The 26,758-nt window shown below is 39.1% G+C and carries 29 protein-coding genes; 10 read left to right on the forward strand and 19 right to left on the reverse strand.

Annotation, left to right across the window (positions count from 1 at the left end):
* Positions 1–27: 27 nt before the first annotated feature.
* Positions 28–2,079 carry a TonB-dependent receptor gene (locus WNY79_RS02095; protein ID WP_197113233.1) on the reverse strand — a complete coding sequence of 684 codons (2,052 nt, stop codon included), beginning with the start codon at positions 2,077–2,079 and terminating at the stop codon, positions 28–30.
* Positions 2,080–2,457: 378 nt separating this feature from the next.
* Here WNY79_RS02095 and WNY79_RS02100 point away from each other — a divergent pair, with 378 nt between their 5' ends.
* Together WNY79_RS02100 and WNY79_RS02105 are read left to right on the forward strand one after the other, a co-directional pair.
* Positions 2,458–2,754 (forward strand): hypothetical protein, encoded by a 297-nt coding sequence (locus WNY79_RS02100; protein WP_342874973.1) that lies wholly within the window; start codon positions 2,458–2,460, stop codon positions 2,752–2,754.
* Positions 2,751–4,301: a PepSY-associated TM helix domain-containing protein gene (locus tag WNY79_RS02105; RefSeq protein WP_342874974.1), complete on the forward strand. Its 1,551-nt coding sequence runs from the start codon at positions 2,751–2,753 to the stop codon at positions 4,299–4,301. The genes WNY79_RS02100 and WNY79_RS02105 overlap by 4 nt, the downstream gene beginning before the upstream one ends.
* Positions 4,302–4,363: 62 nt before the next feature.
* Here the strand turns inward: WNY79_RS02105 and yddG are convergent, their stop codons facing one another.
* Positions 4,364–5,284 (reverse strand): aromatic amino acid DMT transporter YddG, encoded by a 921-nt coding sequence (gene yddG / locus WNY79_RS02110; protein ID WP_342874975.1) that lies wholly within the window; start codon positions 5,282–5,284, stop codon positions 4,364–4,366.
* A 448-nt stretch (positions 5,285–5,732) separates the two neighbouring features.
* Between yddG and WNY79_RS02115 the strand changes: the two genes are divergently transcribed.
* The 7 genes from WNY79_RS02115 (at position 5,733) to WNY79_RS02145 (ending at position 13,356) form a co-directional block, all read left to right on the forward strand.
* On the forward strand, positions 5,733–6,386 hold the full coding sequence (locus WNY79_RS02115) for a TetR/AcrR family transcriptional regulator (RefSeq protein ID WP_024597735.1): 654 nt from the start codon (positions 5,733–5,735) through the stop codon (positions 6,384–6,386).
* Positions 6,387–6,389: 3 nt separating this feature from the next.
* Positions 6,390–6,872, forward strand: a complete 483-nt coding sequence (locus tag WNY79_RS02120; protein WP_342874976.1) for a putative 4-hydroxy-4-methyl-2-oxoglutarate aldolase — start codon at positions 6,390–6,392, stop codon at positions 6,870–6,872.
* 337 nt (positions 6,873–7,209) lie between these two features.
* A complete protein-coding gene (locus WNY79_RS02125) occupies positions 7,210–8,415 on the forward strand; it encodes an amidase family protein (RefSeq protein ID WP_342874977.1) in 1,206 nt (401 codons plus the stop codon).
* On the forward strand, positions 8,412–10,013 hold the full coding sequence (locus tag WNY79_RS02130) for a gamma-glutamyltransferase (protein WP_342874978.1): 1,602 nt from the start codon (positions 8,412–8,414) through the stop codon (positions 10,011–10,013). The genes WNY79_RS02125 and WNY79_RS02130 overlap by 4 nt, the downstream gene beginning before the upstream one ends.
* Positions 10,001–10,825, forward strand: a complete 825-nt coding sequence (locus WNY79_RS02135) for a sulfite exporter TauE/SafE family protein (RefSeq protein ID WP_024599978.1) — start codon at positions 10,001–10,003, stop codon at positions 10,823–10,825. The genes WNY79_RS02130 and WNY79_RS02135 overlap by 13 nt, the downstream gene beginning before the upstream one ends.
* A 3-nt stretch (positions 10,826–10,828) precedes the next feature.
* Positions 10,829–12,058: an alanine--glyoxylate aminotransferase family protein gene (locus tag WNY79_RS02140; protein WP_342874979.1), complete on the forward strand. Its 1,230-nt coding sequence runs from the start codon at positions 10,829–10,831 to the stop codon at positions 12,056–12,058.
* 14 nt (positions 12,059–12,072) lie between these two features.
* The gene (locus WNY79_RS02145; RefSeq protein WP_342874980.1) at positions 12,073–13,356 is read left to right on the forward strand and encodes an allantoate amidohydrolase; all 1,284 of its coding nucleotides are present in this window, start codon (positions 12,073–12,075) and stop codon (positions 13,354–13,356) included.
* A gap of 127 nt (positions 13,357–13,483) precedes the next feature.
* Here WNY79_RS02145 and WNY79_RS02150 read toward each other — a convergent pair whose 3' ends face one another.
* The 16 genes from WNY79_RS02150 to WNY79_RS02225 all read right to left on the reverse strand — a co-directional run bounded on the left by WNY79_RS02150 (position 13,484) and on the right by WNY79_RS02225 (position 24,095).
* Positions 13,484–13,786, reverse strand: coding sequence for a hypothetical protein (locus WNY79_RS02150; RefSeq protein ID WP_024599980.1), 303 nt, complete (start codon positions 13,784–13,786; stop codon positions 13,484–13,486).
* Between the two features lie 44 nt (positions 13,787–13,830).
* Positions 13,831–14,079 (reverse strand): DUF1272 domain-containing protein, encoded by a 249-nt coding sequence (locus WNY79_RS02155; RefSeq protein WP_342874981.1) that lies wholly within the window; start codon positions 14,077–14,079, stop codon positions 13,831–13,833.
* Positions 14,073–14,435 (reverse strand): 2OG-Fe(II) oxygenase, encoded by a 363-nt coding sequence (locus WNY79_RS02160; RefSeq protein WP_170071259.1) that lies wholly within the window; start codon positions 14,433–14,435, stop codon positions 14,073–14,075. The genes WNY79_RS02155 and WNY79_RS02160 overlap by 7 nt, the downstream gene beginning before the upstream one ends.
* Positions 14,436–14,661: 226 nt before the next feature.
* Positions 14,662–16,200 carry a glucan biosynthesis protein gene (locus WNY79_RS02165; protein ID WP_342874982.1) on the reverse strand — a complete coding sequence of 513 codons (1,539 nt, stop codon included), beginning with the start codon at positions 16,198–16,200 and terminating at the stop codon, positions 14,662–14,664.
* Between the two features lie 341 nt (positions 16,201–16,541).
* The gene (locus WNY79_RS02170) at positions 16,542–16,793 is read right to left on the reverse strand and encodes a ribosomal protein L7/L12 (protein ID WP_342874983.1); all 252 of its coding nucleotides are present in this window, start codon (positions 16,791–16,793) and stop codon (positions 16,542–16,544) included.
* A 167-nt stretch (positions 16,794–16,960) separates the two neighbouring features.
* A complete protein-coding gene (locus WNY79_RS02175) occupies positions 16,961–17,230 on the reverse strand; it encodes a hypothetical protein (protein ID WP_342874984.1) in 270 nt (89 codons plus the stop codon).
* Positions 17,231–17,548 (reverse strand): hypothetical protein, encoded by a 318-nt coding sequence (locus WNY79_RS02180; RefSeq protein WP_342874985.1) that lies wholly within the window; start codon positions 17,546–17,548, stop codon positions 17,231–17,233.
* Positions 17,549–17,898: 350 nt separating this feature from the next.
* On the reverse strand, positions 17,899–18,411 hold the full coding sequence (locus WNY79_RS02185; RefSeq protein WP_007584353.1) for a hypothetical protein: 513 nt from the start codon (positions 18,409–18,411) through the stop codon (positions 17,899–17,901).
* 109 nt (positions 18,412–18,520) lie between these two features.
* A complete protein-coding gene (locus tag WNY79_RS02190; RefSeq protein ID WP_342874986.1) occupies positions 18,521–18,913 on the reverse strand; it encodes a hypothetical protein in 393 nt (130 codons plus the stop codon).
* Between the two features lie 240 nt (positions 18,914–19,153).
* Positions 19,154–19,738, reverse strand: a complete 585-nt coding sequence (locus WNY79_RS02195; RefSeq protein WP_342874987.1) for a GNAT family protein — start codon at positions 19,736–19,738, stop codon at positions 19,154–19,156.
* A gap of 515 nt (positions 19,739–20,253) precedes the next feature.
* Positions 20,254–20,652 (reverse strand): hypothetical protein, encoded by a 399-nt coding sequence (locus WNY79_RS02200; protein ID WP_024599990.1) that lies wholly within the window; start codon positions 20,650–20,652, stop codon positions 20,254–20,256.
* Positions 20,653–20,821: 169 nt separating this feature from the next.
* Positions 20,822–21,226: a GNAT family N-acetyltransferase gene (locus WNY79_RS02205; RefSeq protein WP_024599991.1), complete on the reverse strand. Its 405-nt coding sequence runs from the start codon at positions 21,224–21,226 to the stop codon at positions 20,822–20,824.
* A 67-nt stretch (positions 21,227–21,293) separates the two neighbouring features.
* Complete coding sequence (locus WNY79_RS02210) at positions 21,294–21,677, reverse strand: hypothetical protein (protein WP_024607231.1); 384 nt, start codon at positions 21,675–21,677, stop codon at positions 21,294–21,296.
* A 99-nt stretch (positions 21,678–21,776) separates the two neighbouring features.
* Positions 21,777–22,454, reverse strand: coding sequence for a hypothetical protein (locus WNY79_RS02215; RefSeq protein ID WP_342874988.1), 678 nt, complete (start codon positions 22,452–22,454; stop codon positions 21,777–21,779).
* Positions 22,455–22,993: 539 nt separating this feature from the next.
* Positions 22,994–23,245 carry a Rho-binding antiterminator gene (locus tag WNY79_RS02220; RefSeq protein ID WP_342874989.1) on the reverse strand — a complete coding sequence of 84 codons (252 nt, stop codon included), beginning with the start codon at positions 23,243–23,245 and terminating at the stop codon, positions 22,994–22,996.
* 10 nt (positions 23,246–23,255) lie between these two features.
* Positions 23,256–24,095, reverse strand: coding sequence for a DUF417 family protein (locus tag WNY79_RS02225; protein ID WP_182716231.1), 840 nt, complete (start codon positions 24,093–24,095; stop codon positions 23,256–23,258).
* Between the two features lie 283 nt (positions 24,096–24,378).
* Here WNY79_RS02225 and WNY79_RS02230 point away from each other — a divergent pair, with 283 nt between their 5' ends.
* Positions 24,379–25,845 carry a DASS family sodium-coupled anion symporter gene (locus WNY79_RS02230; RefSeq protein WP_342874990.1) on the forward strand — a complete coding sequence of 489 codons (1,467 nt, stop codon included), beginning with the start codon at positions 24,379–24,381 and terminating at the stop codon, positions 25,843–25,845.
* Positions 25,846–26,066: 221 nt separating this feature from the next.
* Here WNY79_RS02230 and WNY79_RS02235 read toward each other — a convergent pair whose 3' ends face one another.
* Complete coding sequence (locus WNY79_RS02235; RefSeq protein ID WP_004334621.1) at positions 26,067–26,702, reverse strand: trimeric intracellular cation channel family protein; 636 nt, start codon at positions 26,700–26,702, stop codon at positions 26,067–26,069.
* Positions 26,703–26,758: the final 56 nt, after the last annotated feature.

Genomic DNA, 26,758 nt, shown 5'->3' on the forward strand with positions numbered 1-26,758 from the left:
TTTCCAATTCATTATTTTAGAAGCACGTTAAAAACGATACGTTACTGAAGCACCTAATGTTTGTGGGTTAACAACAGCAACATAACCCGTTGGGTAACGCCCGCTTGCAGGCTCTACCGACGTAAATGCTTCTTCATCTAATGTATTATTAATAAAAGCACTCACCAACCAATGATCGCTGTTGTAGCTTATTGTTGCACGCGTAATTGTATAACCACCAGCAACACGCTCCTCGGTGTTAGTTAAATCACCATAGTACTCGTCTACATAATTAGCGCTCACATTTAGCTTTAAGGTATCTGTAAACCAATGCGATACCCCTAAACTTGCTGTCAGTTCTGGTGCTGAATTTAATTCATTGCCCACTGCATCAGAATAAGTAGTTGATTCATCTATTTTAGTTTTTAATAAACCCAGCCCTGCGTGTAACTGCCATTGCTCACCTAACATGCTATATGCTTCAAGCTCTAAACCATAGCTATGTGCGTCGTCAATATTAGTAATTTTCCTATCAGAACTTAATGCTTGATAACCATCAAAATTATTGTAAAAAATATTAGCACTAATATTTAAATCACCATTATTTAGTACGCTACGCGAGCCCAACTCGTACGTATTTACTGATTCTTGATCGTAGTAATAATATTCCTGCGCGGTAAAATTCAACGCACCACCACCAGCGTTATAACCACGACGAGCACTTGCAGATAGGGTCGTATCATTGTTAATTTTATATTGAATAGCTAAGGTCGGTAGCTTTATAGTGTTAGAATTGTCTAGCTGCTCAACTAATCTACTGCCACCAAAAGCCATGTCAAAATTACGAAGTTGTTCTTCACGCTCAACTCGAAGCCCAGCGGTTAAAGTAAGCTCATTAGTTAACTTAAAGCTGGTTTCGCCATAAATTGCTTTAGAGTCACTACTATCGTCACCAAAATAATTGGTTGCACCAACGCTTTTAAAGTCTTGGTCACGGTCAAAGTAAGCAATACCAACAAAGCCTGAATAAAATTCACTATTTAAGCCAAAGTTTAACTTGCTATCAATGGTGATATTTTTTTCATCCATAGAAATATCAGACTCAGCGCTTGCCAGTGCTTCATAAGCCTCGTAGCCCCATTCATAATCCATATAAGCGAGTAATATATCGAACGAAAAGTTATCATTAATTTTATAATCAATATTTACCTGAGTCGTGTCTGACTGGGTATCCATGTCACGCTGAAATAAAGGCACATAATCAAACGGTTTATCACCTTCATAATACTTACGACCCGTATTACCTTCTTCGCTATACGTTGAGTAAGTCAGCTGTACAGCTAAATCTGTTGTTGGGGTATACAGTAATTTTGCTCGCGTACTGCTGGTATTAAGGTTATTTAAGTTCTTATCTGTTGGATTGGTTTCATATACCGTTGGATTACTAAAGGTTTCACCGTTTACATATTGAGTAGATAAGCGAAATGCTAATACGTCTTCAACTAATGCCCCCGAAACAACGGCCGCTGTATCAAGGTAGCTGTCTTGATTTTTATAACCAACGCGTACAGCACCTTCAAAATCTTGTGTTGGCGCTTTAGTTGTCATATAAACAGCACCACCAATACTATTACGCCCATTACTTGTTGACTGCGGTCCACGGTATACCGCTATTTGCTCTATATCCCATAAACCGGTATCACCAGTTAAATCAGCAACAAATGGCTGACTAACCCCATCAACAAGTGTTGATACTCGCGCTTTTGAGCCACCACTAAATGAGTTAAACCCAGTTGCACCACCATTACCCGACACACCGCGCATATCTGGCACAGCGCCAGTAAGTACCACCACATTTGCCATTTCTGCCAAGGCTTCAGAAACAGAGCCTAGTTGCCCATTTTCTAATAACGAACTATCTACAACCGCAACCGATGTAATCGTATCCTTGAGTGACCTTTCGATTTTTTCGCCTGTTACAGTAATTGTATCTATTGATTCACGACTTGTTTCATCAGCAAATGCATTGCTTTGAGACAACAATAAAGAGCCTGTAATGATTAGTGAAAGCTTATTTAGTTTGAATGACCGCACCGCTATTATTCCCTTTTATGGATGGTTATTTGATTTTTCGGAAAAATAGCACAAACACGCACTTGTTGCAATTGAGTTTAATTATCATTTAGAATGGCAATATCATTAACAAGTGTTTTTATTTATGTTGCAACTTACCCTTTCTCTTATTTTATTTACTGCTACATCGCTGTTTTATCTTAGTAACCGCCACCAGCGACTACTAAGCAAACCCATTAATAAAAGCTGGCGCAAGCTCACATTTGTCCTTTTTGTTATTGCAATACCATTAGCCTTATATGCTTTTTCTAATGCGGCAGCCGTATTTTTTATCATTTTAATGATAATGCTCGCTTTAATAATAATTCCGCTCGTCAGCCTAATTAAACGCAAGGAAGTTAAATAATGTCATCTGCACAAAGGCAAAAAATAAAACCAACTTGGCTTGGAAAAAGTTTGGCGGGTTGTTTTTTAGGGCTCGCACTAGCGTTTATTCTCGTTGCTTTCTTTGCATGGTATGGAGCGGGAGGCATAGATGCGCCTGATAAAGTGCAATTTAATATGTGGGTAATCCCTCTTCTATGGTTAACCATTTTTAGCTTCACATACCTGTTTAGCTCGGCAAAAAATGCTTGGCTGACGCTTGGGGGCTTAAATGTAACGCTATATAGTTTATTTATAATTTTAAGGACTTGGCTATGAGAGTTAGAGCCGATATTTTGCGCACCTATCAAGGTGTGCATACATGGACAGGAATAATCGCAGGCTTAGTCCTTTTTATAGGGTTTTATGCTGGTAGTTTAACCATGTATAAACACGAATTAGCACAGTGGGCAAAACCCGTCAGTGCACCAGTGACTAAACCATACACTAACAATTACCAAACATTAGTTGACCAAGCAATAGTTAAGTACCCTGAGCAAATGGGCAATGGCTTTTCCCTCGATTTACTAACAAATCAAGCACCGCTCTCTTGGTACAGCCAAGGAAAAGAGCGCGGTATGGCACTTAATAACCAATTACAGGCGCTACATATAAACCAGCAAAATAATCTAGTTATACAGCAACAAAGTGAGAATAAACTTGCAGATTTAATAGATTATTTGCATCGAACCGCAGGGTTTGCAGGCGAGATTGGTCACGACCAATCAGGAGTATATATACTCGGTATAGCATCTGCGCTGTACTTTTTAGCATTGGTGTCTGGCGTAATTATTTTACTACCTACGCTTGTAAAAACGTTTTTTGCAATACGAAAAGAAAAAGGTGCTAGTCGTTTTTGGCTCGACAGCCATAATTTAGTTGGGATCGCCAGCCTGCCTTTTCATTTAATTATAGCGTTTACTGTTGTTGTGTTTGCATTTCATGACCTAATTTATGATGGTCTATCTGCATTTTATGACGATAAATCCTTTTTTCAACGCCCTCCCCCAGCAGCACATAATTATCATATTGCAAATTTACCAAGTGTAGATAAACAGATCCTAGCGGCAAAAAACTACGCTACAGGTTATGAGCCAATTCATATTGCGTTTAATCGTTTAAACACAAACAGTCCAACAGCAACATTAAAAATGAGTAATAGCAGCGCCGTTGTTCGCGGACCTGATACAGACTACTTATTTTTACATCCTTATACATTAGAAGTACTTAACTCAAGCTATCCGCAAGGAGATGATGGTGTTTGGGGTAATATAGTAGGAAGTTTCTTTTCACTTCACTTTGGTACTTATGGAGGTGAATGGGGGCGTTGGGGGTATTTTATTATGGGGCTGCTTGGCGCATTCTTATTTTATTCTGGTAACTTATTGTGGTTAGACAAACGCTTTAAAAAAGATCCAAACAAACGAAGCACACGATTTATGGCAAATTTAACAATTGGTGTGTGTGTAGGTTCAATAATTGCCGTGGTTGCCACGTTGTTACAAGCTAAATGGACAAACCTATATATAGAGAACGCAAATTACAGTTACCTTTATAGTTACTATTTGGTATTTTTTGTTTTTGTTGCTTATACCTTTTTTAAAGGAACTCACCACGCTAGCTATTGGGGCTTAATCGGCATTGCATTTTTATCTGCTGGTATGGGAGTTTCAACACTTGTACAGGCTTTATTAGCTGATGATTTTTTTAAATATTATCAAAGCGGTATTGTTGATATTAGCGCTGCAGTATTTGCGTTAATATTTTATTATTGTGCAAAAAAAGTTAGATACAAATCAGCAAGCTATGCCGTTATGCCTGCATAGTTGCCACAAACTTAATGAGGCGTATAGCACGCCTCATTAATCTAGTTACATATAAATATAATTTAGCTTAGTGTTTTTGCTGGCTCTGTAACAGACTTTTCTCGCGTTACAAAGTAGCAAATTAGCGAGCCCACGGTTACCAGTACAACTCCTTGCCAAAACGAAGCACTCAGCGTAATAGATAAATACAGCGCTGAAATAATAGTAGAAAACACCGGTGTAAAGTACGAAAGTGTGCCAAGCAGCATTAAGTTACCGCCAATAATAGCTTGGTTCCACAGTGCATACCCGCTCCCTACCACTACTCCTGCTAATAGCAATGTTATGTTTGAGCTGAGTGAAAACGTTAATGGCGCTTCATTACTAAAACCATATTGCGCCCACAAACTCATTGCCGTAACAGTAAAGAATAACGTAATAGCATTTTTACCATTACTCAGCTTTTGCGTAACCACGCAATAAATAGCCCATATAAACGCTGCAGTTAATGCCATTAAATAAGTAGCAGGATTATCAGCAAAGTTAGCGACAAGCGTATCGAGTGACATTTCTTGATCGCCCGTAATACACCAAGCAACGCCTAAAAAAGCAATAATCATGCTTGGGTACACCCAATAACTTACTTTTTTGCGACCAATAATAATAGAGAGCAATATAGTTAGCGTGGGCCATAAATAATTAATAACCGCCATTTCCATTGCCTGATGACGGCTGTTTGCCATACCAATAGAAAGCGCTAAGCAAATTTCGTACGATACAAATAATAAAGTACCTACTACCAGGTAGCGTTTTGAAAACCCACTAAACTTAGGCACTCCCATAACCAAAATTAAAAATATCGCACTGACAGAGTACATAGCCGCAGCACCACCAATGGGGCTAAACAACTCAGAAATATCCCGTAGTAATGCCACTAAGCAACTCCACAGTAATATTGCAGCAACTCCATAAAGCGTGTATTTATTTTTGCTTAAAAACTCCATTTGCCAATCCAAAAGTACTACTCATAAATTTGAAACTAAACTAACAGTAATTATTTAATTAAACAATTAGGGTCTGTTGATCTTTCAAGGTTAAATTTGCAGCAGTCTGTTTGGTATTTAGGCAAGGCAGAGCCTATATAGTGTGGTTATTCCCCATAAATGGGCGATAACGTAGCATTAATGCCAAACAGGCGCTGCCCAAAGGGTTCTTCCTAGGGACTACTTACTCTTTGTTGCTCGGTTTTTACTTAGCCCACTAGGTTACAAATCTCGCGCCGCGATTAAATAGCCCATAGTTTGAACAAATTTTAATCCGCAAAGATCAACAGACCCTAAAGTTAATAGCTTAAACCTCTTTCCCTGTTTTTTACATTCACACTTTTTAGTAATTGACCTTTTGGTCAGTAAAGCTACAATCAATCAATACGTTAAACACGCAAACTCAACAATGACCACACAAATAAAACCAAATAAAAAAGAAGTAACACGCGAAAAAAACCAAAAACTAATTTTAGATGCCGCCGAGCAATTGTTTTCGCAATTAGGTTACGACGGAGCAAGTATGAGCATGGTTGCTAAAGAAGCGCAGGTGCCAAAAGCTAATATTTTGTATTACTTTAAAAGTAAAGATGGTCTGTACGAGTCTGTGATCGACCGCATAATAGCTAATTGGAACTTGGGGCTAGATAACGTCACAATTAACGACGATCCAGCTACCGTGCTTTATAACTATATTAAAAGTAAAGTAATACTCGCCGTAAATCAGCCAATGCAATCTCGCTTATTTGCCAGCGAAATACTGCGCGGTGCCCCTTATTTACAAAACTACTTTAGAACCAATACCCGCCCTTGGGTTAAGCAAAAAGTTGATGTACTTCAAGCATGGATGGACGCAGATAAAATGGATAAGGTTGATCCCTACCATTTGCTCTTTACTATTTGGTCTACCACGCAGTATTACGCCGACTTTCAGGCTGAGGTCTTACTCGTAATGAACAAATTAGAGTACGACAAAACCGATGTGGCACAAATTACGCAATCAATTGCCCACATAATTTTAAAAGGTATTGGTCTTAAAATACCTGAGCAAAGTGAGACTTAACCCATGACACCCTTTACTACACCCGATTTATTTGACGATCATCGCGATAGCGTACAAGTAGCCGACAGTGGCCTTTATCACTTTGGTAAAAAAGCCACGTTTTACGGTCAAGTCGTTACCGTTACCTGCCCAGAAGACAACTCGTTTGCTGGCGATATATTGCATGAAAATGGTGAAGGTAAAGTATTAGTTATAAACGGGTTTGCGAGCAAACGCTTTGCGTTTATTGGCGATATTATGGCTGAGCGTGCCCTAAATAATGGCTGGGAAGGCGTAATAATAAATGGCTGTTGCCGAGATATCGAAATACTCGCCACTATGGACTTACCGGTTATGGCGCTAGGCTCTACACCGCGTAGTACCTTAAAGCGCGGCTTTGGTGATAAAAACCAAGCTGTTACCATGCTTGGCACCACCATAGAACCTAACGATTGGGTTTACGCCGATATTAATGGTTTAATCATCAGTAAAACGCCCCTTATTTAGCACTCAAAACCATATAAATAAAGACCAACTTGGTGCATCTGCGCACCAAATTGGTTTGTTTTAGCTCATTTTAATACCACTATTTTTACAGCCCATATTTACTAACCTCATACAACTAGCCAAATCCTGACCAATTGGACAAGATTTTAATTTATGGCATTCCTCTTGCTTGGGTTTTAAACAATATAATAAGCTAACCGATTAAAAAGCGGATCAGGCTCTGTAAAATAAAAACAAGATGTTACGCAGTGAGCTGAAAAATAATAAAAATTAATCCGTCTTTTTAATCACTCTAAATCTGAACTGCTTGGTCAGATTTTTTATAACGAGTGGTGATATGAGTACCAAAAATAATAATACGACCGGTATTTTTTGTGACCATGGTCCTAAGGCATGGCAAACACATTACCAAGGCACGCTTATTAATAAGCGTCTTGCAATTAAAGATGTATTTGCAATCAAAGGCGAGCGCAACAGCGCAGGTAACCCTAGCTGGTTTAAAGCAGCAAAACCGGCCCAGCAAACAGCAAGTGCCGTAAATATGTTAATGGACGAGGGTTGTAGCTTTACAGGCTTTACCCATACCGATGAGCTTGCTTACAGCTTAGAGGGTAATAATATTCACTATGGTGCAGCACAAAATCCAAAACTTAGCGGTCATGCAAGTGGCGGTTCGAGTATGGGGTCTGCTGCATCCGTTGCTGCTAACTTAGCCGATATTGGCTTAGGCACCGACACTGGCGGCTCAATTAGAATACCCGCCAGCTATTGTGGTTTATTTGGTATAAGGCCAAGCCATAACGTGATTGAAAAAGACGGCCTAATACCGTTGGCACCGCCTTTTGATACCATAGGTTGGCTTACCCAAAGCGCCGAGCTATTAAGCGATGTAGGTAATGTATTGTTACCACAACAACCTATTAATAAAGTAAATACGTTAGTTATTTGCGAAGCACTCTTTGAACTTGTTGACCCCTCTTTACAAGCACCACTGGGTAAGCTTTTAGAAAAAACCAAACCTTATTTTAAACATCATATCGAGTTTAAACTCCCGAACGTTGGTTTACTAAGTGAGCTTGCCGATACCTTTAGAATATTGCAAGGTCGTGCGATTGCTAAAACGCACCGAGATTGGATTGAACTCCCAGATCAGCTTTCTCATTTTGCGCCAGCAATTGCAGCTCGTTTTAAAATGGCACTGGCTTTAACCGAGCAAGAAGAACAAGAGGCATTAAAAATACAGTATGAGTGGCAAGCAATCGTCGCTAAAAACCTAAATAAGCACAGCTGCTTATTTTTACCTACCACCCCTACAACCGCACCTAAATTAGGCGCCGACACAAGCGCCTTACGCATGCAAATTATTACGCTTTCGGCAATTGCAGGGCTGAGTGGTTCGGCGCAAGTACACTTACCGCTGGCTAATTTAGCAAATGCACATCCGTATGGCTTTTCATTAATGATGAGCCACGGTAACGATAAAAGCCTACTTGCGTGCGTACAACAATTAGCTGCACACTTAAAAAAGGACACACCGGCATGACCACACACAACATTGCATTTACCGCGTCTCATTTTTCGGCCACTGAGGCAGGTATAAGTATATTAAAACAAGGCGGTACAGCCACCGAGGCTATGGTAGCCGCGGCCGCTGCTATCAGCGTTGTATATCCACATATGAACTCAATTGGTGGCGATAGCTTTTGGCTTATCGATAACCCAAACCAAAAAACGCCCATCGCTATTGACGCCTGCGGCCGAGCTGCAAGTAATACAAGTGCTTATAACACGCTCACACAAATACCAGAGCGCGGCGGACTAAGCGCATTGACTCAAGCGGGTACAATACGCGGTTGGCAAAAAGCCCTTGAGCTAGATGAACACGCAGCACTGCCACTGTCAAAAATTTTAGCGCCCGCCATTGCACTTGCTCGCGAGGGCTTTACCGTTACAAAAAGCTTGCAAGCAGGCTGCGAAAAGCTAGCTGCTGCAAATAATACCAATGACGCGTTTAAAAGCCTCTACATACCCAATGGTAAGCCCTTGCAAGCAGGTCAGCATTTTAAAAACCCTAAACTTGCAGCAACATTTGAACACTTAGCAAAACAGGGTTTAAACGCATTTTATGAAGGTGCACTTGCTAACTCATTTGCCGCCGACTTAGCAAAAGCAGGTAGCTCAATTACCGTAAGTGATATTGCAAATACTAAAGCCGAGGTCGTTACTGCGCTAAATGCAAACTTATCAGGTATTGATTGCTATAACTTACCCGCACCAACACAAGGCGTGCATTCACTGCAAATAATTGGTGCCGTAAATAAACTAAAACACAAAGCTAAAACCGATGCCGACTGGATGCATTTAATTGTTGAGGCAACCAAACAAAGCTTTACCCATCGCCCTACTCTTTGGGCTGACCCTGAAGTATTAGGGGACGATTATAAAAACGCACTAACCGATGATCGCTTAAGCCAACTTGCTAATAATATTGATATGACCAAAGCCAAAAAATGGCCATTTAACGCAGAGCCTGGCGATACCGTGTGGATGGCAGCTAGAGATAAAAACGGCCAATTAGTCAGCTTTATTCAAAGTATTTATTGGGAATTTGGCAGCGGAATATTAATGAGCGAAGGCGGTTTTGTGTGGAATAACCGTGGTTTAAGCTTTAGTTTAAACAATCAAGATATTGATGCGAGTAACAATATTAATGTCCTTGCGCCAAATAAAAAGCCAGCACATACACTTAACCCAGCAATGGCAAAGTTTAGCGATGGCCGCCGACTTGCCTACGGCACTATGGGCGGTGAAGGGCAACCACAAACCCAAGCCGCTGTTTTTGCAGGCTACGCGTGGCGAAATAAATCAATAGAGCAAGCAATTAGCGACCCTCGTTGGTTGCTTGGACGCACATGGGGCGATACAAGTACAAATTTAAAAATTGAAAAAGAGTTAGTTTTTCATATAGAACATGAATTAAATCAACGTGACCACGATTGGGTAAGCGTTGATAATAATAACGAAATGATGGGGCACGCTGGGGCTATTTTAGATACACCTACAAGCCTTGAAGCAGCAACAGATCCTCGTTCAGATGGACGTGCAACCGTAACTACAGCAGGAACACAATGTCAGAAATAATAAACCAATGGCCAATAGTAGTAGCCTTAATAGCAACCGGTATTTTTGCCGGAATTTTAGCAGGACTTTTTGGTGTAGGCGGCGGTATTGTTATCGTACCTGTGCTGTATTTTTTACTGCAAGGCTTTGGCGTAAGCCCAGAGTCGGCAATGATGATAGCCACAGCTACATCACTTGCAACCATAGTACCTACTTCGCTTTCATCTATTCGCTCGCATCATAGCAAAGGCAATATTGACCTTGCGCTAATAAAATACTGGGCACCGTTTATATTAGTTATGGCGGTAGTCGGTAGTATTATTGCTCATACCGTTCGCGGTAACGCATTAGTGCTCATGTTTGCCTGCATAGCTATTTTAGTCAGTTTAAACATGTTATTTAGAGCCGGCGCACCCGCACTTGTAAACCAACTACCAGGTAAATTTGGGCAAGGCATTATGGCAAGTATTGTAGGCGGTTTATCAGTAATGATTGGCATAGGCGGCGGTACTATTGGCGTACCTATGCTTAACGCATTTAATGTACGTGCCCACGTTGCAGTAGGTACTGCGGCCGTTTTTGGCTTATTGATTGCGCTACCTGGCGTAATTACCTTATTAAGTATTGGCACAACGCCAACCGATGCTCCCCTAGGTACGTGGGGGTTAGTTAACCTCCCTGCCTTTTTTCTTATTATTCCGCTAACTATTTTATTTGCGCCTATTGGCGTAAAAATTGGTAGCAAGCTGGATCAAAAACAACTAAAACGCGCTTTTGCCGTTGTCTTAATGATAACCGGCATACGCATGCTTATTCAGACTCTGGGAGCCTAAAATATGTTTAATAACACGCAAGTTCAAACCTTAAACCCACCACAGCGTTTATTAATGGGACCAGGCCCTATTAATGCAGATCCTCGTGTTTTACGTGCTATGTCGGCGCAACTTATAGGTCAATACGACCCAGTAATGACCGGCTTTATGAACGAAACTATGGCGCGTTACCGCGAAATTTTTAAAACTAAAAACGAATGGACCATGCTAATAGATGGCACATCGCGCGCAGGTATTGAAGCCGTGTTATGCTCTATTTTACGCCCAGGCGATAAAGTACTGGTGCCAATTATGGGGCGCTTTGGTCACCTACTTGCTGAAATAGCAGAACGCGTTGGTGCAAAGGTGCACACAATAGACGTACCGTGGGGCGAAGTATTTACGCCAGAACAAATCGAAAAAGCCATTGTTGATGTAAAACCCCATGTACTTGCCATGGTACAAGGTGATACATCCACCACCATGAACCAACCTCTTGAGCATATTGGCGATATTTGCCAAAAGCACGATGTACTATTTTATTGCGATGCCACCGCATCGATTGTAGGTAACGATTTACCCGCCGATGAATGGAAACTCGATGCACTTTCGGTTGGCCTGCAAAAATGTTTAGGCGGTCCTTCTGGTTCAGCGCCATTAACGCTTAGTGATAAATGCGCCGAGTGGATCCAAAAACGTAAAAAGGTAGAAGCAGGCATTCGCACAGCCGATCATACCGACGGCACAGAGCCCTTTGTGCGCTCCAACTATTTTGATTTAGGTATGATCATGAATTACTGGGGAGAAGAGCGTCTAAATCATCATACCGAAGCCACCAGCATGCTGTACTGCGCCTCAGAATGTGCCCGCATAGTCATTGAAGAAGGCGTAGATAATTGCGTAGCGCGCCACAAATTACATGGCGATGCCATGCTAACAGGCATTCAAGCGCTCGGCTTAAATGTATTTGGTGATTTAACACATAAAATGAACAACGTACTGGGAGTTTATATACCCGAGGGCATTAACGCCGATCATGTACGCGGACAAATGCTAACCGATTTTGGAATAGAAATAGGCACATCGTTTGGACCACTGCATGGCAAAATTTGGCGTATTGGCACTATGGGCTACAACGCCCGAAAAGACACCGTACTACAAACACTTGCCAGCCTAGACGCTTGCTTGCATGCCAACGGTTACAAAGGTCCTAAAGGCGAAGCCGCCATTGCCGCCCTTGCTCACTATAAATAAAAAAAGGATTTAGCATGACGATTGTAAGCCCACAACACAGCCCTTTATTAGATAAAGAACTTGCTGATGAATACGCAACACGCGCTTTATCTTGCTGTAAAACCCTCAGCGCACTATCGCAAATGCAAGATGGTATTCACCGCGTGTACTTATCAAAAGAGCACAAAGAGTGTAACGCTGTTACTGCATCATGGATGGAAGAGGCAGGCATGCAGTCGTGGCAAGACGAAGTGGGCAACCTTTGGGGGCGGCTTAAATCATCAAACCCCCATGCTAAACGTTTAATTATAGGGTCACACCTCGACACAGTACCAAACGCAGGAGCGTTTGATGGTATTTTAGGTGTACTACTGGGAATAGAAATAGCCGCGCTTGCAAATAAACTAAAGCTCGACCTGCCCTTTCATTTAGATGTAGTCGGCTTTTGCGATGAAGAAGGTACCCGCTTTGCCACAACTTTAATTGGCTCAAAAGCCCTCGCTAACGAATTTGACCCACAGTGGCTAAACATTGAAGACACAAACGGCATAACTATGCGCCAAGCCATGCTCGACTTTGGCTTAAATCCCAACGACTACGCAAAAGCTGCACTAAATAAAAGCGAATTACTAGGTTACTGGGAAACTCATATTGAACAAGGTCCTGTACTCGAATCGGTTAATCAGGCGTTAGGCGTTGTAACTGCAATCGCAGGAGCAAAACGCGCCATGCTTACCCTAACAGGCCAAAGCGGTCATGCGGGTACAACCCCAATGAACTTGAGGCAGGATTCGTTAGCAGGCTGCGCCGAACTTACTCTTGCCATAGAGCAGCTAGCAAAAAACGCGAGTAATGGCGAAGTTGCCACCGTAGGGCAAATACAATCTCGCCCAGGGGCTACAAACGTGATTGCAGGTAAAACAACCATAAGCCTAGATGCACGCGCACAGAGCGACACCGATCTCGCTAACTTACTAAGCGCCATACAAAGCAGCGCTCAATCTATAGCAAGCAAACGCAATTTAACACTCGATTGGCAATGGACTCACGCCGCCGGTGCCGTTGCGTGCGATACCACTATTCAGCATTTGTTTTCAAGCGCATGTAAACTCAACAACCAAGCATCGCCTTCACTTGCCTCTGGTGCAGGGCACGATGCAATGGCAGTCGCTCCAATTTGCCCCGTTGGCATGTTGTTTATACGCAGCCCAGGCGGTATAAGCCATCACCCAGCAGAAGCGGTTATCGACAGCGATGTAACAAAGGCACTCAGTGTAATGTACAGCGCGCTTTTACTTTATGTGAAAGAGTGTGAGTGATTTTAAGGTAATCGAGTAAACCAAGTATATTAACTTGGTATGCTTTGGAATTAAAACCTCCTAAAGTCATTGGGAGGTTGTTACTGAACCCAGAAAAACGCAGGAATACAAGTTATCTAGAGTAGTTTTATCGAGCTGCCCTTTGCTCTTTTAGGCTAAGGCGTTTATGTGAGCTATATACATGTTGAATATTTTTATCATTGACCAAATATGCATCCATTTCAACAGTAATTAGCCCCGATAATGGCTTGATTTCAAGAATACCCAACTCACCTAGATTTGCAGATAGTAAAGTATTATTCCTAAAGGCGAACAAAGTTTTGTCAGTATCTCGTAAGTCACCATTCACGTATAATTTAGCACCACTAAACCAAGCGTTAATTATTTTAACTTTGATTGACTTAACGGTAAATTCAAAGGATTTTCTCATCAGTTCTCCATATTCAGAAAATGTAATTATTATACTTTATGTTCTTATGTGTTTGGCGCACAACCACTTTCTTTTAATACCCGCTTAATCGATGCTGGGTAATTTTTTAGTGCAGCCAAAGGGCGAATTGGCCGCTGAACCAAATTACCTGAGCAGTTTGGGCACACGTTATTTAACAGCGTTTGAGCACAGCCAAAACAAAACGTGCATTCAAATGAACAAATAAAAGCCTCTGTGGACTGTGCAGGTAGATTCTTATCACAACATTCACAATTAGGTCTTAAATCTAGCATTTAGAGCTCCTTTTTATCCACCCAATGCTGAGTAAATATCTATTACCTTTTATGACTTTTGATACCTGATGCTCACTTACATCAGGGCGGAAAAGCTTAATTCGCTTTGTTTCAAATATAGGATTACTGCAAATAAACTCACCACCCAAATCTGCTTTTTTAAGCACTATATTCAATCGATAGTGTTTACCAGATTCAACTTTGTCTGTGTGTGGTGCTATTTCACTCCCTTGTGGGAACTTAAGCAAATATGTATCAAATTTAATTGGCCACGTAGCACCACAAATCAACATTTTATCGTAGCCTGATTTTTGCCTGCCTCGCTCCCAGCAAAATAATTTACTCAAAAAAAACATACAATCCCTCAAAACAGCTAACAAACAGCAAGTTAACTCGTTTTTTATTTATTTTTATTGATAAATAAACCATAGCCGAGTTCATATTTTGGTTCAATCGTTTACTGTATTTTACGTGGGATATAAAAGGGAGTTTTAATGGTGTTTTGATTGGCGCTTTAAAAGACATTATGGTGGCTATAATTGATTAGTAAATCAAAATATAGCCACCCTATTTATTTAAAGCTTATTTAATAGTTACCTTTGCATCACTTACCCAAGTTTCGGTTATAGCTTCATCATTTTTATCAACTAAATACGCGCGTATGTTTACCGGATTATTGTTAGCTTGTTTGTAGTCAAATGCTAATCGCCATTGGTTTGTACCAACTACCGGATAAACCCCAATAGGTTCTAGTATTTCACCGTTGCTGGCTTCAACAATCGGCTTTATACCACTTTTGTTATCTAAGCCTTTAAATACTGGACCTTCAAAATCAATCACCATCTTGTTAACGCCTTCAGGAATAGGCTGGCCGGGAATTCCGCCTAAGCCTTGGCGAGTATTTACAACGCTTGCAAGGTTTTTTGATTTTGGATCGAGTGGACGCCACTCAATATCATAAGAAAATGTAAACTCATCACCTTTACGCGCCTCTTTTTCGGGCACCCAATAGGCAACAATGTTGTCAAACGTTTCATCTTTTGTTGGAATCTCTATTAACTGAACTGCCCCTTTTCCCCAGTCACCAGTAGGTTTTATCCACGCTGATGAGCGCTTATTATAAAATACGCCATCGTCTTGGTAGTTATTAAAGTCACGATCTCTTTGAATTAAGCCAAACCCTTTTGGGTTCTCATCAATAAAGCTATTGGTCGACACCGACTGAGGATTATTTAATGGGCGCCAAACGTATTGACCCGATCCTGTGTGAATCGCCAGGCCATCGCTGTCGTGAATTTCTGGGCGCCAATCTTTAGCTTCTGTTTTATCTTTTTGTGAGTACCAATACATACTGGTTAACGGTGCTACGCCTAAGCGTTCAACATCGGCGCGCATATACAAATTAGCCGTTACAGAGGTAATATGGCCTTTGGCTTCTTTGTTATCTTTGCTTAAACCAAATCGATAAGCACCAGTGATAGAAGGCCCTTCAAGCAATGCCCAAACAGACACACTTTCACCTTTTTTCTCTGCAGGACCAATCCAAAATGCAGAAAAGCGCGGAAATTCTTCTGGCTGATTCATGCCCGTATTAATCGCGATACCTCGGGCCGAGAGTCCATATTGCCCCTCTGGGCCGTCGGTACGAAAATAAGACGCGCCTAAAAAAGATATCCAGTCTGGTTTCATATCTGGGCGCATTATTCTAAAGCCTGCAAATCCAAACCCTTCTGGGAGATCGTGAGCTGGGCTGTCATCAGGCATATCAAAAACGTCATTACTAAAAGGTACGTTTTGAACCTGATTTTTATCATCTCTGATGTAAATACTTACTGGCTCAGGAAAATATCGGCCAGGGTAAAATAATTGTACAGGCGCCTTTTTTCCACTTGGGTATAAGGTTTCATCTTCTTTAAAGCGTATTTTCCAGTGTTCGTCATACGTAATTTTATCGATTAACTCCGGCGCTGGCACCTTAGTTAGCGTATAGGGCTTTTCAGCTGAGGCTTTTGCCAGCGCTTTTAAGTCTTCGAATGAAAACTCCGTTTGATCTACTGCTTCTGTCGCGTAAGACGACATCGAAGTGCTAAAAATAATTGCGATAAATAACTTTAATTTCATAAAAAGAATGTCCTATAAATTGAGTCAAATAAAAATGGGAACGCTGCACGAACGTATGTTTAACTTAAAGTTCTGTATGGATATTACGTGACGTAATATGAACTAGCGTTTACTAAAGTATTGTTATTTGACTACAGGACCTCCCATAATTAATTTGTTTTTACGGGAATTGGTTTTAAGGGAAATTGCGCGCGTTTAATGATATCGCTGAAGTGAAAATAAGTGGGGATAGCGCAATTGATTATCAGATCGCTGGTATTCAAATGAATAAGGGTTGTATTTAGGTGGTGAAAATGAAGAGGCTCACTACTTTTAAAAACTTGTAATTAATGGCTGAATTTTTACTTGGCCCTCAATTCAGGGCATGTTTTATTTTTTGAAGTTAATTTTTCTATGGCATCTTTAGCTTCTTTCAAACTTACACCATGAACAGATCTATAATATTTTATTGCCCTAACTTTATGACCTGATTTTAAAGCAACAATAACATCACCTTCAGTTACGCTGCCATGCTTAGGTATTGAGTTACCAAATATTAATATAAATAAAACTGCAATAACCGCTAAAACCCCCCAAATATATTCAATTTCCATAAATATCCTCGATGTTCGAAAAATAATGAGCCTATGGATTAACTCGTTTTTTATTTGTTTTTTTGATAAACAAACCATAGCTAAGTTCCTATTTTGGTTCAATCGGTAACTCAGTTATGCATAAATTTTCAAAAACGGCTCTGGTAATAATCCAAAAGCCTGTCATCTCAATTCAATATATCGGCATTATCTTTTGTTTGATTTATACCAATAAGGATTTTCTCCAAATAAGTAAAAATAAGCATTATCGCTAATTGTAGGCAAACAAAAATAATAATGGAGAACGGTGAACTTGATAGCATACTTTGTGTTGTTTTTTCTGAAGTGGCGACCAAGTAAAAATCAACATAGGTCAAAAGTAAAAATAAGCCCGAGACATAAAGTACAACTTTAACTTTTGCACTGCGTAGCTTTGAAACCACTTCATCATTAGTCATTTAAAACGCCTTTAACTGTATTATTTTTTTAAGACGTTTTTTAATGACCTTTTGCTCGCAATAAAGCCCGATCAAACCACCAACAGCAATTGAAGCCATAACCAACAACCAATATAAAGAGCTATTGGATGCCTGAATACCGGAAATATAAAGGTATAAGTTAAACGGGATAATAAAAAATAAGCTACCTAGTACTTTAATGAATTCCCTAAAAAGCTCTGTATCAGACTTTGCTTTGTCGATATGAGAGTTAATAGTTTCATTTGATATCTCATTTAGCTCTGGGTATGTCTTTTGTAACCAATTTAAATAATTCAATTATGCATCCTTGTATTTTTATATCTAGTGCTGCCTTAAATAGGCAAAATATATTTGTAAAAATAAGCATTGTGGCAGCAAAGCGAACTACTTTTTTTCCTTGGTTAATTTATTGCTAACTTCATATTTAGCTTTACCTTGGTTTGCACGTAAACCTGCAAAATAGGTTACAGCAGCTATAGGTAAGCAAATAAAACCCCAAGAATGGTAGGCAATAAAATAGCTGCAGCTGCGTATATAAATTTTTTCATTCTTCAATCCTTTTATGATTAGTAATTTTGTTTGTAATGATGCTCACCAAGAGCAAAATGTATTTTTATCTTATTTTAATTATTCTTATTGGCTACTGGTTAAATAACCTTTCGCATTTTATTTAATAACTCGTAGCATGCTTTATACAACAGTATTTCCATGTCTTCGTTATGGTACAAAGGACCCCAACGAAAAAAGCCTCTTAAGCTAAATTTTTTAGCTATGAATTCGCGCCACGTAACAGATTTAGAAACGCTGAACGTTTTAATCGTCTTATTGTGTTTAATGTTATACAAGCGCGATACTAACTTAACTTTTGGTCGCCAAAATAGCGGAATAATAGCTGTATCAAAATCTATAGTGAATGCATCACCACCATGCAAAGTAACTATAACAACATCTAAACCAATATCTGACTTTTTAGGCTCTTTAATAGACGAAATACTGTGAAGACAAAAAATATCTTCAAGCTTCTTGTGCATATGATCTTGTAGTGAATCGCCCGTTATATAAAAAAACGACTCTACCTTAGAAAAATGGCTGTTATTAGCTACAGCTAACGATCCCAAATAAACATTTGGCTTTTCAGAGCTAAACCAATCGAATAGCAAATTTAAATTCCTTTTTTACTTATGCCGAATAAATAGGCCGTAAGGTTGTTATCTAAGGTTAGGATGAAGGAGCAAAAACCAGCTTTTTTTGTTCTGCTTTACGGTTTATTTATTTACGCTCAACTCTTTTACGACGTAATTGAATACCAAGTAATGTCCCTAATAAAACAGCAATAACATGCAGAAAAGCTGGAATTAAATATATCAGAGGATCCATTGATATTTCTAATAAAATGTATAGTAAGGCACCGACACTTAGATCAATAAACCAATAAACCGCCGCAACTAAAAAGGCTTGTTTATACGGACTCACTGTTTGCTTATAGCCTAGGTAACAATAAACGATTAAAGAGGTTACAAATCCGAGGACGTAATAAGTAAAAGTTAATGAGGTACTTTGAGTCATTTCATCAAAGCCAACAATCTTTGTTGCTATTGTTGATAAAGTAACTAGCAATAAATACAAGCCTACTGAAAAGAGTACAATCCTAGAATATTTCACGATAATCCTTTAGCAATACAACGAGGCTGTAGAATAGCTCTAACAGCCAGATTCAATTAATTAGTTTCTTTAATCTTAACGAGCCTGTAGATTAACTCGTTTTTTATTTTTTCGATAAGCAAACCATAGCTGAGTTCCTATTTTGGTTCAATCGTTACTGTATTTCACGTGGAATATAAAAAGAGGACTAGGTGTTGTTTTAATTGACGTTTTGGAAGGTATTACTGGAAATTTAGTGTGCTAACTGTTTGTTATTATCCTAACTTGGCGTATTTCAGAGTACTCGGAATGAATTAACCCAAAGCATTTAAGATCGTGAAACTGATTTTTCCAGTAACCACTTTGACGCCTTATACCTTCCTCTTTGAACCCAACTTTTAAAAGGAGTGACTCAGATGCAGAGTTTCCAAGAACAGTATCGCCTTGAATACGATTAAGTTTACCGCAAGATAAGTCACCTGAAAATGCGGCTTTAACTATTCGATGAACTGCTTCAGTGGAAAAACCCTTACCCCAATATTTAGGCAGTAAATCATATCCAATAACAGCGTTTTTCATTTTAGGACTCCAAGTATTAAAGCCGCAAGTACCTATAAGTTGATTTGTTTCTTTTAGCCGAATAGCCCAACGAATACCTGAGTTTTCTTTAAAACGAGCGTTAAAAAACTCAATTAAATGGCTGGCTTGTGACAGTTCAGTAAACGCCTCTAAATCATAATATTCTACAACTGAATTGTCCGAGAACAACTCAAACAAACTATTTGAATCTTCTTTTGATAATTGATCTAACCTTAAGCGATTTGTCTCTAAAGTTGGAAATGACAACCTAAATCCTCCGTGAAATATAACAAGCCTGTAGATTAACTCGTTTTTTATTTTTTTTTTGATAAACAAACCATAGCTGAGTTCCTATTTGGGTTCAATCTTTTACTGTATTTTACGTGGAATATAAAAAGAGTTTGGTGTTGTTTTAATTGACGTTTTGGAAGGAATTACTGGAAATTTGGTGTGGGTGTTTTTTTACTCTGATGGGCAAAATATATTTGTTAAAATAAGCGATGCAGCAGAAAAACCTAGCAGTTGAGGATCATCATAACGTTGGTAATATTCCGCTTTTATTTTAAAGGAAGTTAGGCTCAATGAAGCCGAGTTATTTACCATTTTTTAATAATAATTGTTGTCGTCTATCGGGCTACCAATTACTACTTTCATCTTGTCAATACAGCTCAGACTTTTGCGTGATGCACTTTCATGGATGTAACCTAACTCACTGCTATCATTGATAATTGACGTAAAAGTCAGAATGGGTGTCATCCTAACTTATTTCGTTAATGGTTTTGTTATGTAACGTCACCGTCAAGTCCAAATTTTTTCCTGTTCAAAACTAGCGCTGCCAGCAGAGTTACACCTAACACCGTACCAACAGGGAACATGAAGAGTAACAATGTTGAATATATTATTAGTGCCCAAAAAAGCCACTCAGTTCGATAGTTTAAGCCCACAACGGAAAATGTTAAAAAGCAAAGCGCAACTAAAAATAAGATGAACCCTGTTACTGTAGACAAAGCTGTTGATGACATTTCTTCTTGTGATATTTTAGGTTCATTATTTCCAAACAGCGTTATCTCTTGAAATGAAGAGGACATAATTAAATACGAATCAACAATTCCCCAAAGTGGTGCCCAGAAAAGCAATAATCCCAAAACTGCGACGTATTTCCCTATAGTTTCCTTGTTCATCATCTCTCCTCACGTAGTTACATAACGAGCCTGTAGATTAACTCGTTTTTTATTTGTTTTTATTGATAAATAAACCATAGCTGAGTTCCTATTTTGGTTCAATCGATTACCGTACTTTTACGCAGAATATAAAAAGAGTTTGGTGTTGTTATATGCCGCTTTAAACTAACTATAAAGCAACTTCCATTTTAAAGTAAGAAACATCAGCCTTATAAAAACGTTCCCCGTATGGCTGCATGCCGAAACGCTGATAGAAACTTAAAGCTGATTCTCTAGCATCACACCAAAAAAAATTTACAACCGTATTATTAAGAGAGTGAAGAATAAACTTTAGCATTTGAGAGCCAATGCCTTGCCCTTGATAATCAGTTTTAGTAGCAAACTTACGTAGGCGAGCTTTATCTGATTTTATGTATACGGAGGCAACACAAACAAGCTCGTCATTAACAAAGGCACCAAAATGCATTGCGTCATGATCGCCATCAACATGGCAATATTCAGGAGGTTTGTTTGGCCAAAGAACACTTTGTCGAAGCGGGATTGTTTGCTCCCAGGAAATATTGCGAATTTCCATATGATTTTGCAGAGCCCCCATAGGCTTATAACGAGCCTGTAGATTAACTCGTTTGTTATTTGTTTTGTTAGGATACGCGTACTACCACTGGCTCTTTGTGTGTAATGACATGAATAAAGTCCATACCTGTCATTACTGAATAATGCTTGAGACCCCAATTTGGCCTAGTATCCATGACTAAAGTTTTATGACCAACATAGTCCAATAGCGAAGACTGAGAATAAACACCCACGATTCCAGAGTCTCTATACTTGTGATAATCGTTGAAATGATCACATTCATCGTAAAGTGCAAAATACTGAACATCATTAAATGAAATCAAATAATCAACAACTTTATCTTCATCAATCTTTGTTGATAGTGTTAGCGTCAGTAACTGTTCTCTATAGCTAAGATTATCCATATACCAATTCTGGTAACTTTTAGCGATGTCATCGATGCTACTAATCATGAAAGTATCCTAACACCGCAATATGCGGACTAAAATGGTTAGCTATACTTAGTGGGCACAAACAAAAGCCAACTGTTTTTGTTCCGTTTAATTGCATAGTTAGAGCTCAGCTACCGAGTAACATTCATTGTGATCATACTCTATTACATTTTGAATAAATTTAAACGCTTCAAAAAAACTAGGATCATAATAAGACACTGAATTGATCTGTGAGTCAAAATGTGTTTTATTTCTGCGAGACTTTAGGCTTTCAAGCCCCCTTTTGATGGTATCGCTAGGATTAAGAAGTTTTAGGTATTTATCTGATGTTAATAGTGATGCGTTGAGTGAATTCGGTCTAAAAACTGTCCCTACCGTAACTTCACTAATATTAATCGGCTTCCTTTTTTGTTTATTTCCCAAGCTCTTCGTTTTACTTTTATCTTTATCTATAACATGAACAACAAAACCGCTTCTTAGCAAGCAGGAATTAATATATTGTTCAAACGCTGCAAACATTATTAAGTCATCAGCAAATCCGTTATAGCATTTAGACCTTTTCACTCCGACCTCAAACAACTTAAATGAATTCTCTTCGAATGTTCCTACCCCATTGTTCAGTTCTTTATCTTGCTTTCTAAATTCTGAATCTAGGTTTTCCATCTCTAAAACCTTTCCATATATGTCCGCTTTTTTCAGCAACCTGTATGCATTGTTCAATGCAATTAATCCTGCGGATTTAAGAACACTTTTATCTTGACTAATATACGCTTTATGAATTTCTTCGTGATTAGGCAAAGTTACCTCCTAAAACAATACTACGTGAGCTATGACAACTTATCGAACTACACTTTGAGAGTTATACCCCCCAAAACGGCGTTTATTACATAGCTCAATAATTCCACTAAATAACTTTAATGTAAACAAGTGATTAGGCATGTTATAAAAAGGCCTTTGTTATTTTGCACCAAAACGACTTTTGATAATGTTATTGGACAAAATTAAAATAGCTGCTTATATAAACAGTTGGTTCTGTCAGTTAGCTTTATTTATGTAGCTACCTTTTACGATCATAATTAACAAAAACCAAACGCCATATACGGGCATATAAAGGCTTACTTATTACAGAATTAGCATTTTTATACGCTTTAATAGCTGGCGTTTAGCCTTATTCGGTGGAAAAACTCGAGTAAAGAACAAAAGAAAGTAATAGGAAAATTTTGGCTTTATGTATTTAGCGCGTAATTAGCTAAAGCATTGATGAGATAAGCGAGCCTTAACATATTAATGATACAGGCTCGCTGGGGTGTTTGTAATAAAACGAATGAGTGAGGTGCTTACTTTACATCAAAGTTCACGTGGTCAAAGTATGGATTTCTCTCACGCGCTTTAAGTACACTAATTGTAGTAAGCACAATGAGTTGCAGCTCGCTATTTACGTTAACAACTATGCATTCGTCTCTGTTTGCATTGCGCTTTGTGTCAGTTGCTACGCCACATACACCATCGCCATTTTTTAATAAAAGCTCAATGCTTAAATGGTGCATACAGGCAATTTCGATGTAGTCGTATTGGTTGCAACTAATCATAACGTCCTCTTTATTTAGTCGGTTTAAATAGCATTAAAAAAGCAATAACAACAAGGTTGGCTATATACCAAAGATCTTTAATTACAAACTGCCCTAGGCGCTCCAATAAAGTGGAAGAACTAAATGCACCGGTTGCGGTAATTAAGAATGTTTGGGTCATCATAAATACGCTTAAACACGCTAAGCCACTTACAATAATTAGCTTTTTATTCTTTAAAAATAGCCCTAAGCCCAATAACACAGCAAATAATACATCAAACCCGCCAATCACGTTAGATGTACCTTGTACGCTAAATACCGTGTATAACCACGACATAAACGGTGAGGTTTCTACTAAACTTACAATGCCTTTTGCTTCAAACTCGTAAAACTTCATGCCGCCGATCCACAGTAAAACCATAGCAACCGGTATAAAGTTTAAAAGTACGTGTTGTTTGTCGGTAAGTTTGTCTTTATAAAATAAAAACAAATATAAAGGCACTACAGCAAAGTATTTAATTATGCCCTGCCCGCTACCAATGATTGGAAAGCCGCCTAGTTGCGCCATCCAACGGTTGCTGGCAAATAAGGTAAGTAATGCAACTAAACTTATAATTGCTGCAAGTAAAAGTGCTGGCGTAGGTTTCATTAGTTTAAAACGAGCGAGCACGGTGGCAAACGCTAAAGCAATCATAAATGAGCCACTAATTAAACCTAACGCAGATACAGACATTAGCGAATCAACGCCGTAAAAACTAAACGTAGCCGTTAACGTATTAGGGTTTGCTCCTAACGCAAACGACAAGCCAAGTAACAAAAAGCTACTCGCTAATAAAAAAGTAATCACGTTGTTGGTTAGTTTTAAGTTCATTGTATTTCCAAGTATTCGTTAAGACTTACAAAGACCTTACGAACCTATAAAACAATTCAAGCTAACTCTTAAAAAATAAGAGTTGATTAAGCACAACGTAAGCTCTCATCGGGTAACTTAATTATTCATTTAGTTTATGGTTTATTACCTCTTTATTAATAAAATTAAATAAGTTTAATTTTCATATGATGTGCGTCATCTTTTTTATTATTAAATGAAGTAGAATAACGTTGCCTTTTCAATACACTGAATGCATGCATTTCTAAAACTTAGGGACATTTTAATGAAAGGTACTGATATTCGAATTACCTCTGGACTGATTTCTATAGCCATTGTTTTATTACTTTGGTTTGCTGTACCGCCTCCGCAAGGTGTTACCGAAAACGCATGGCATTTGCTCGCTTTATTTATTGGTACTGTAGTTGCCATTATTGGTAAAGCAATGCCTATCGGCGCCATTGCTATTTTAGCTATTACCTCTGTTGCATTAACGGGCGTAACTAATGACAGCCCATCTGGCGCTATTAAAGATGCATTAAGTGGCTTTTCTAATTCATTAATTTGGCTGATTGGTATTGCTATTATTATTTCTCGGGGTTTAGCTAAAACCGGTTTAGGTAATCGTATTGGCTATAATTTCATTTCTTTTTTTGGTAAAAAAACTATTGGTATTGGCTATGCACTCGCGCTGTCTGAACTTGTTATAGCGCCTGTGACGCCAAGTAATACCGCGCGAGGCGGCGCTATTATTCATCCAATTATGAAGTCGATAGCAACAAGCTTTGGCTCGTCTCCTGAGGAGGGCACATCTCGTAAAATTGGGCACTACCTTGCTTTGGTGAGCTACCATATAAACCCTATTACATCAGCTATGTTTATTACCGCCACGGCTCCTAACCCTCTAATTGTAAAGCTTATTGCAGATGCTACTGGTGCAAATATTAGTATTACTTGGAGTACATGGGCGCTGGCAGCGCTTGTTCCTGGTTTGCTATGTATTGCCCTTGTGCCTTTGGTTGTTTATGCCATTTACCCACCTGAAGTGAAAAGTACACCCGATGCTAAAACCTACGCAGAATCTAAATTAACTGAAATGGGCCCAATGAGTTATGGCGAAAAAATAATGGTGGGTGTTTTTGCTATGCTGCTTGTTTTATGGGCCGGCGTACCCGCAATGATTTTAGGAGCTGAGTACGCGGTTAATACTACCGCAGTGGCTTTTTTAGGTTTGTCGGTTTTATTAGTAACGGGTGTATTAAGCTGGGACGATGTACTTAAAGAAAAGTCTGCGTGGGATACCGTTGTTTGGTTTTCAGCATTAGTAATGATGGCCACTTTTTTAAATAAACTAGGCTTGGTAACGTGGTTTTCAACACTTGTTGAGAGCAACATTGCGCAACTGGGTTTTGACTGGATTGTATCGGCCATTATATTGGTAGCTGTGTATTTTTATGCTCATTACTTTTTTGCCAGTACCACAGCACATATTACTGCTATGTTTGCCGCATTTTACGCTGCAGGCTTGGCGCTTGGCGCTCCACCTTTATTTTTAGGTTTACTGTTAGCAGGCGCTTCATCACTCATGATGTCGTTAACGCATTACGCAACAGGCACATCTCCCATCGTGTTTGGCTCAGGCTATGTATCATTAAAAGATTGGTGGGTAATGGGCCTTATAATGAGTATTATTAATTTAAGTGTATGGGGAATTATCGGCGGGCTTTGGTGGAAAGCACTTGGGTATTGGTAGTGCTGTGTATAGGTAGTAATGTTTTTGTTAGCTTAACCAGCATGTTTAACTCTATGCGCTTGTTTTAGTCGTACCTAATTAAAAGCGCTATAGCCCTAAAAATATAAACTTTAGGGCTATAATAAGGAAGCATTAAAGCTTTAGAAACGACTCGTAATTACCATTATTGATAAAGATAATTACGAGTACCACATGCAAACGCGGGCTACTCTTAGCTAAAATTAATCGCTTTGATCTCTGAAGTCTTTTTTTCTGAAAATAGTTAAATGCCAACCCCAATGCAAAGAGCCTAATCTTAAAAAGATAGTCGTGAAAAATGATCCTAAAATACACCAAATGTAATCTACATTAAGGCTAAATAAAGCGGCATAAACTGCACCACCCGCTAAACACGCAGAGGCGTAAGGTTCGCTGCGCATAACCGTTGGCACCTCACGGCAAATTACATCACGTATTAAACCACCAAATATGCCTGTAGTAATACCCATGGTAATCGCGACCACCATGCCGGAGCCATTAATGAGTGCTTTCTCTATCCCCATAATATTAAATAGCGCCATACCAACAGCGTCTACCAATAAAAAGTAGTAGTTATTAACGCGCGGTAAGTATCGAATAAATGCAATTGTTGCTATAACGGCCCCGTAGGTAGAATATAAATACTCTGGAGTGGCAATCCAAAATACCGGTTTGTTTAAAAGTATATCTCTGAGGGTTCCGCCCCCTAGTGCTGTAACGGTTGCAACCACTACTACGCCAAAACCACTAATGTTTTTTTCATACCCAAGCAATGCCCCTGCAACAGCAAAAAATGCGACACCGAGTAACCCTAGTACCATAAAGTATTCTGCAGTCATGGTAATTCCTTTTTAAAATTCATAAGGGGTTGTATCAACTTACGTGCCAAAAAGCA

The sequence above is a fragment of the Pseudoalteromonas sp. AS84 genome (genome assembly GCF_038900255.1).
Lineage (GTDB): Bacteria > Pseudomonadota > Gammaproteobacteria > Enterobacterales > Alteromonadaceae > Pseudoalteromonas.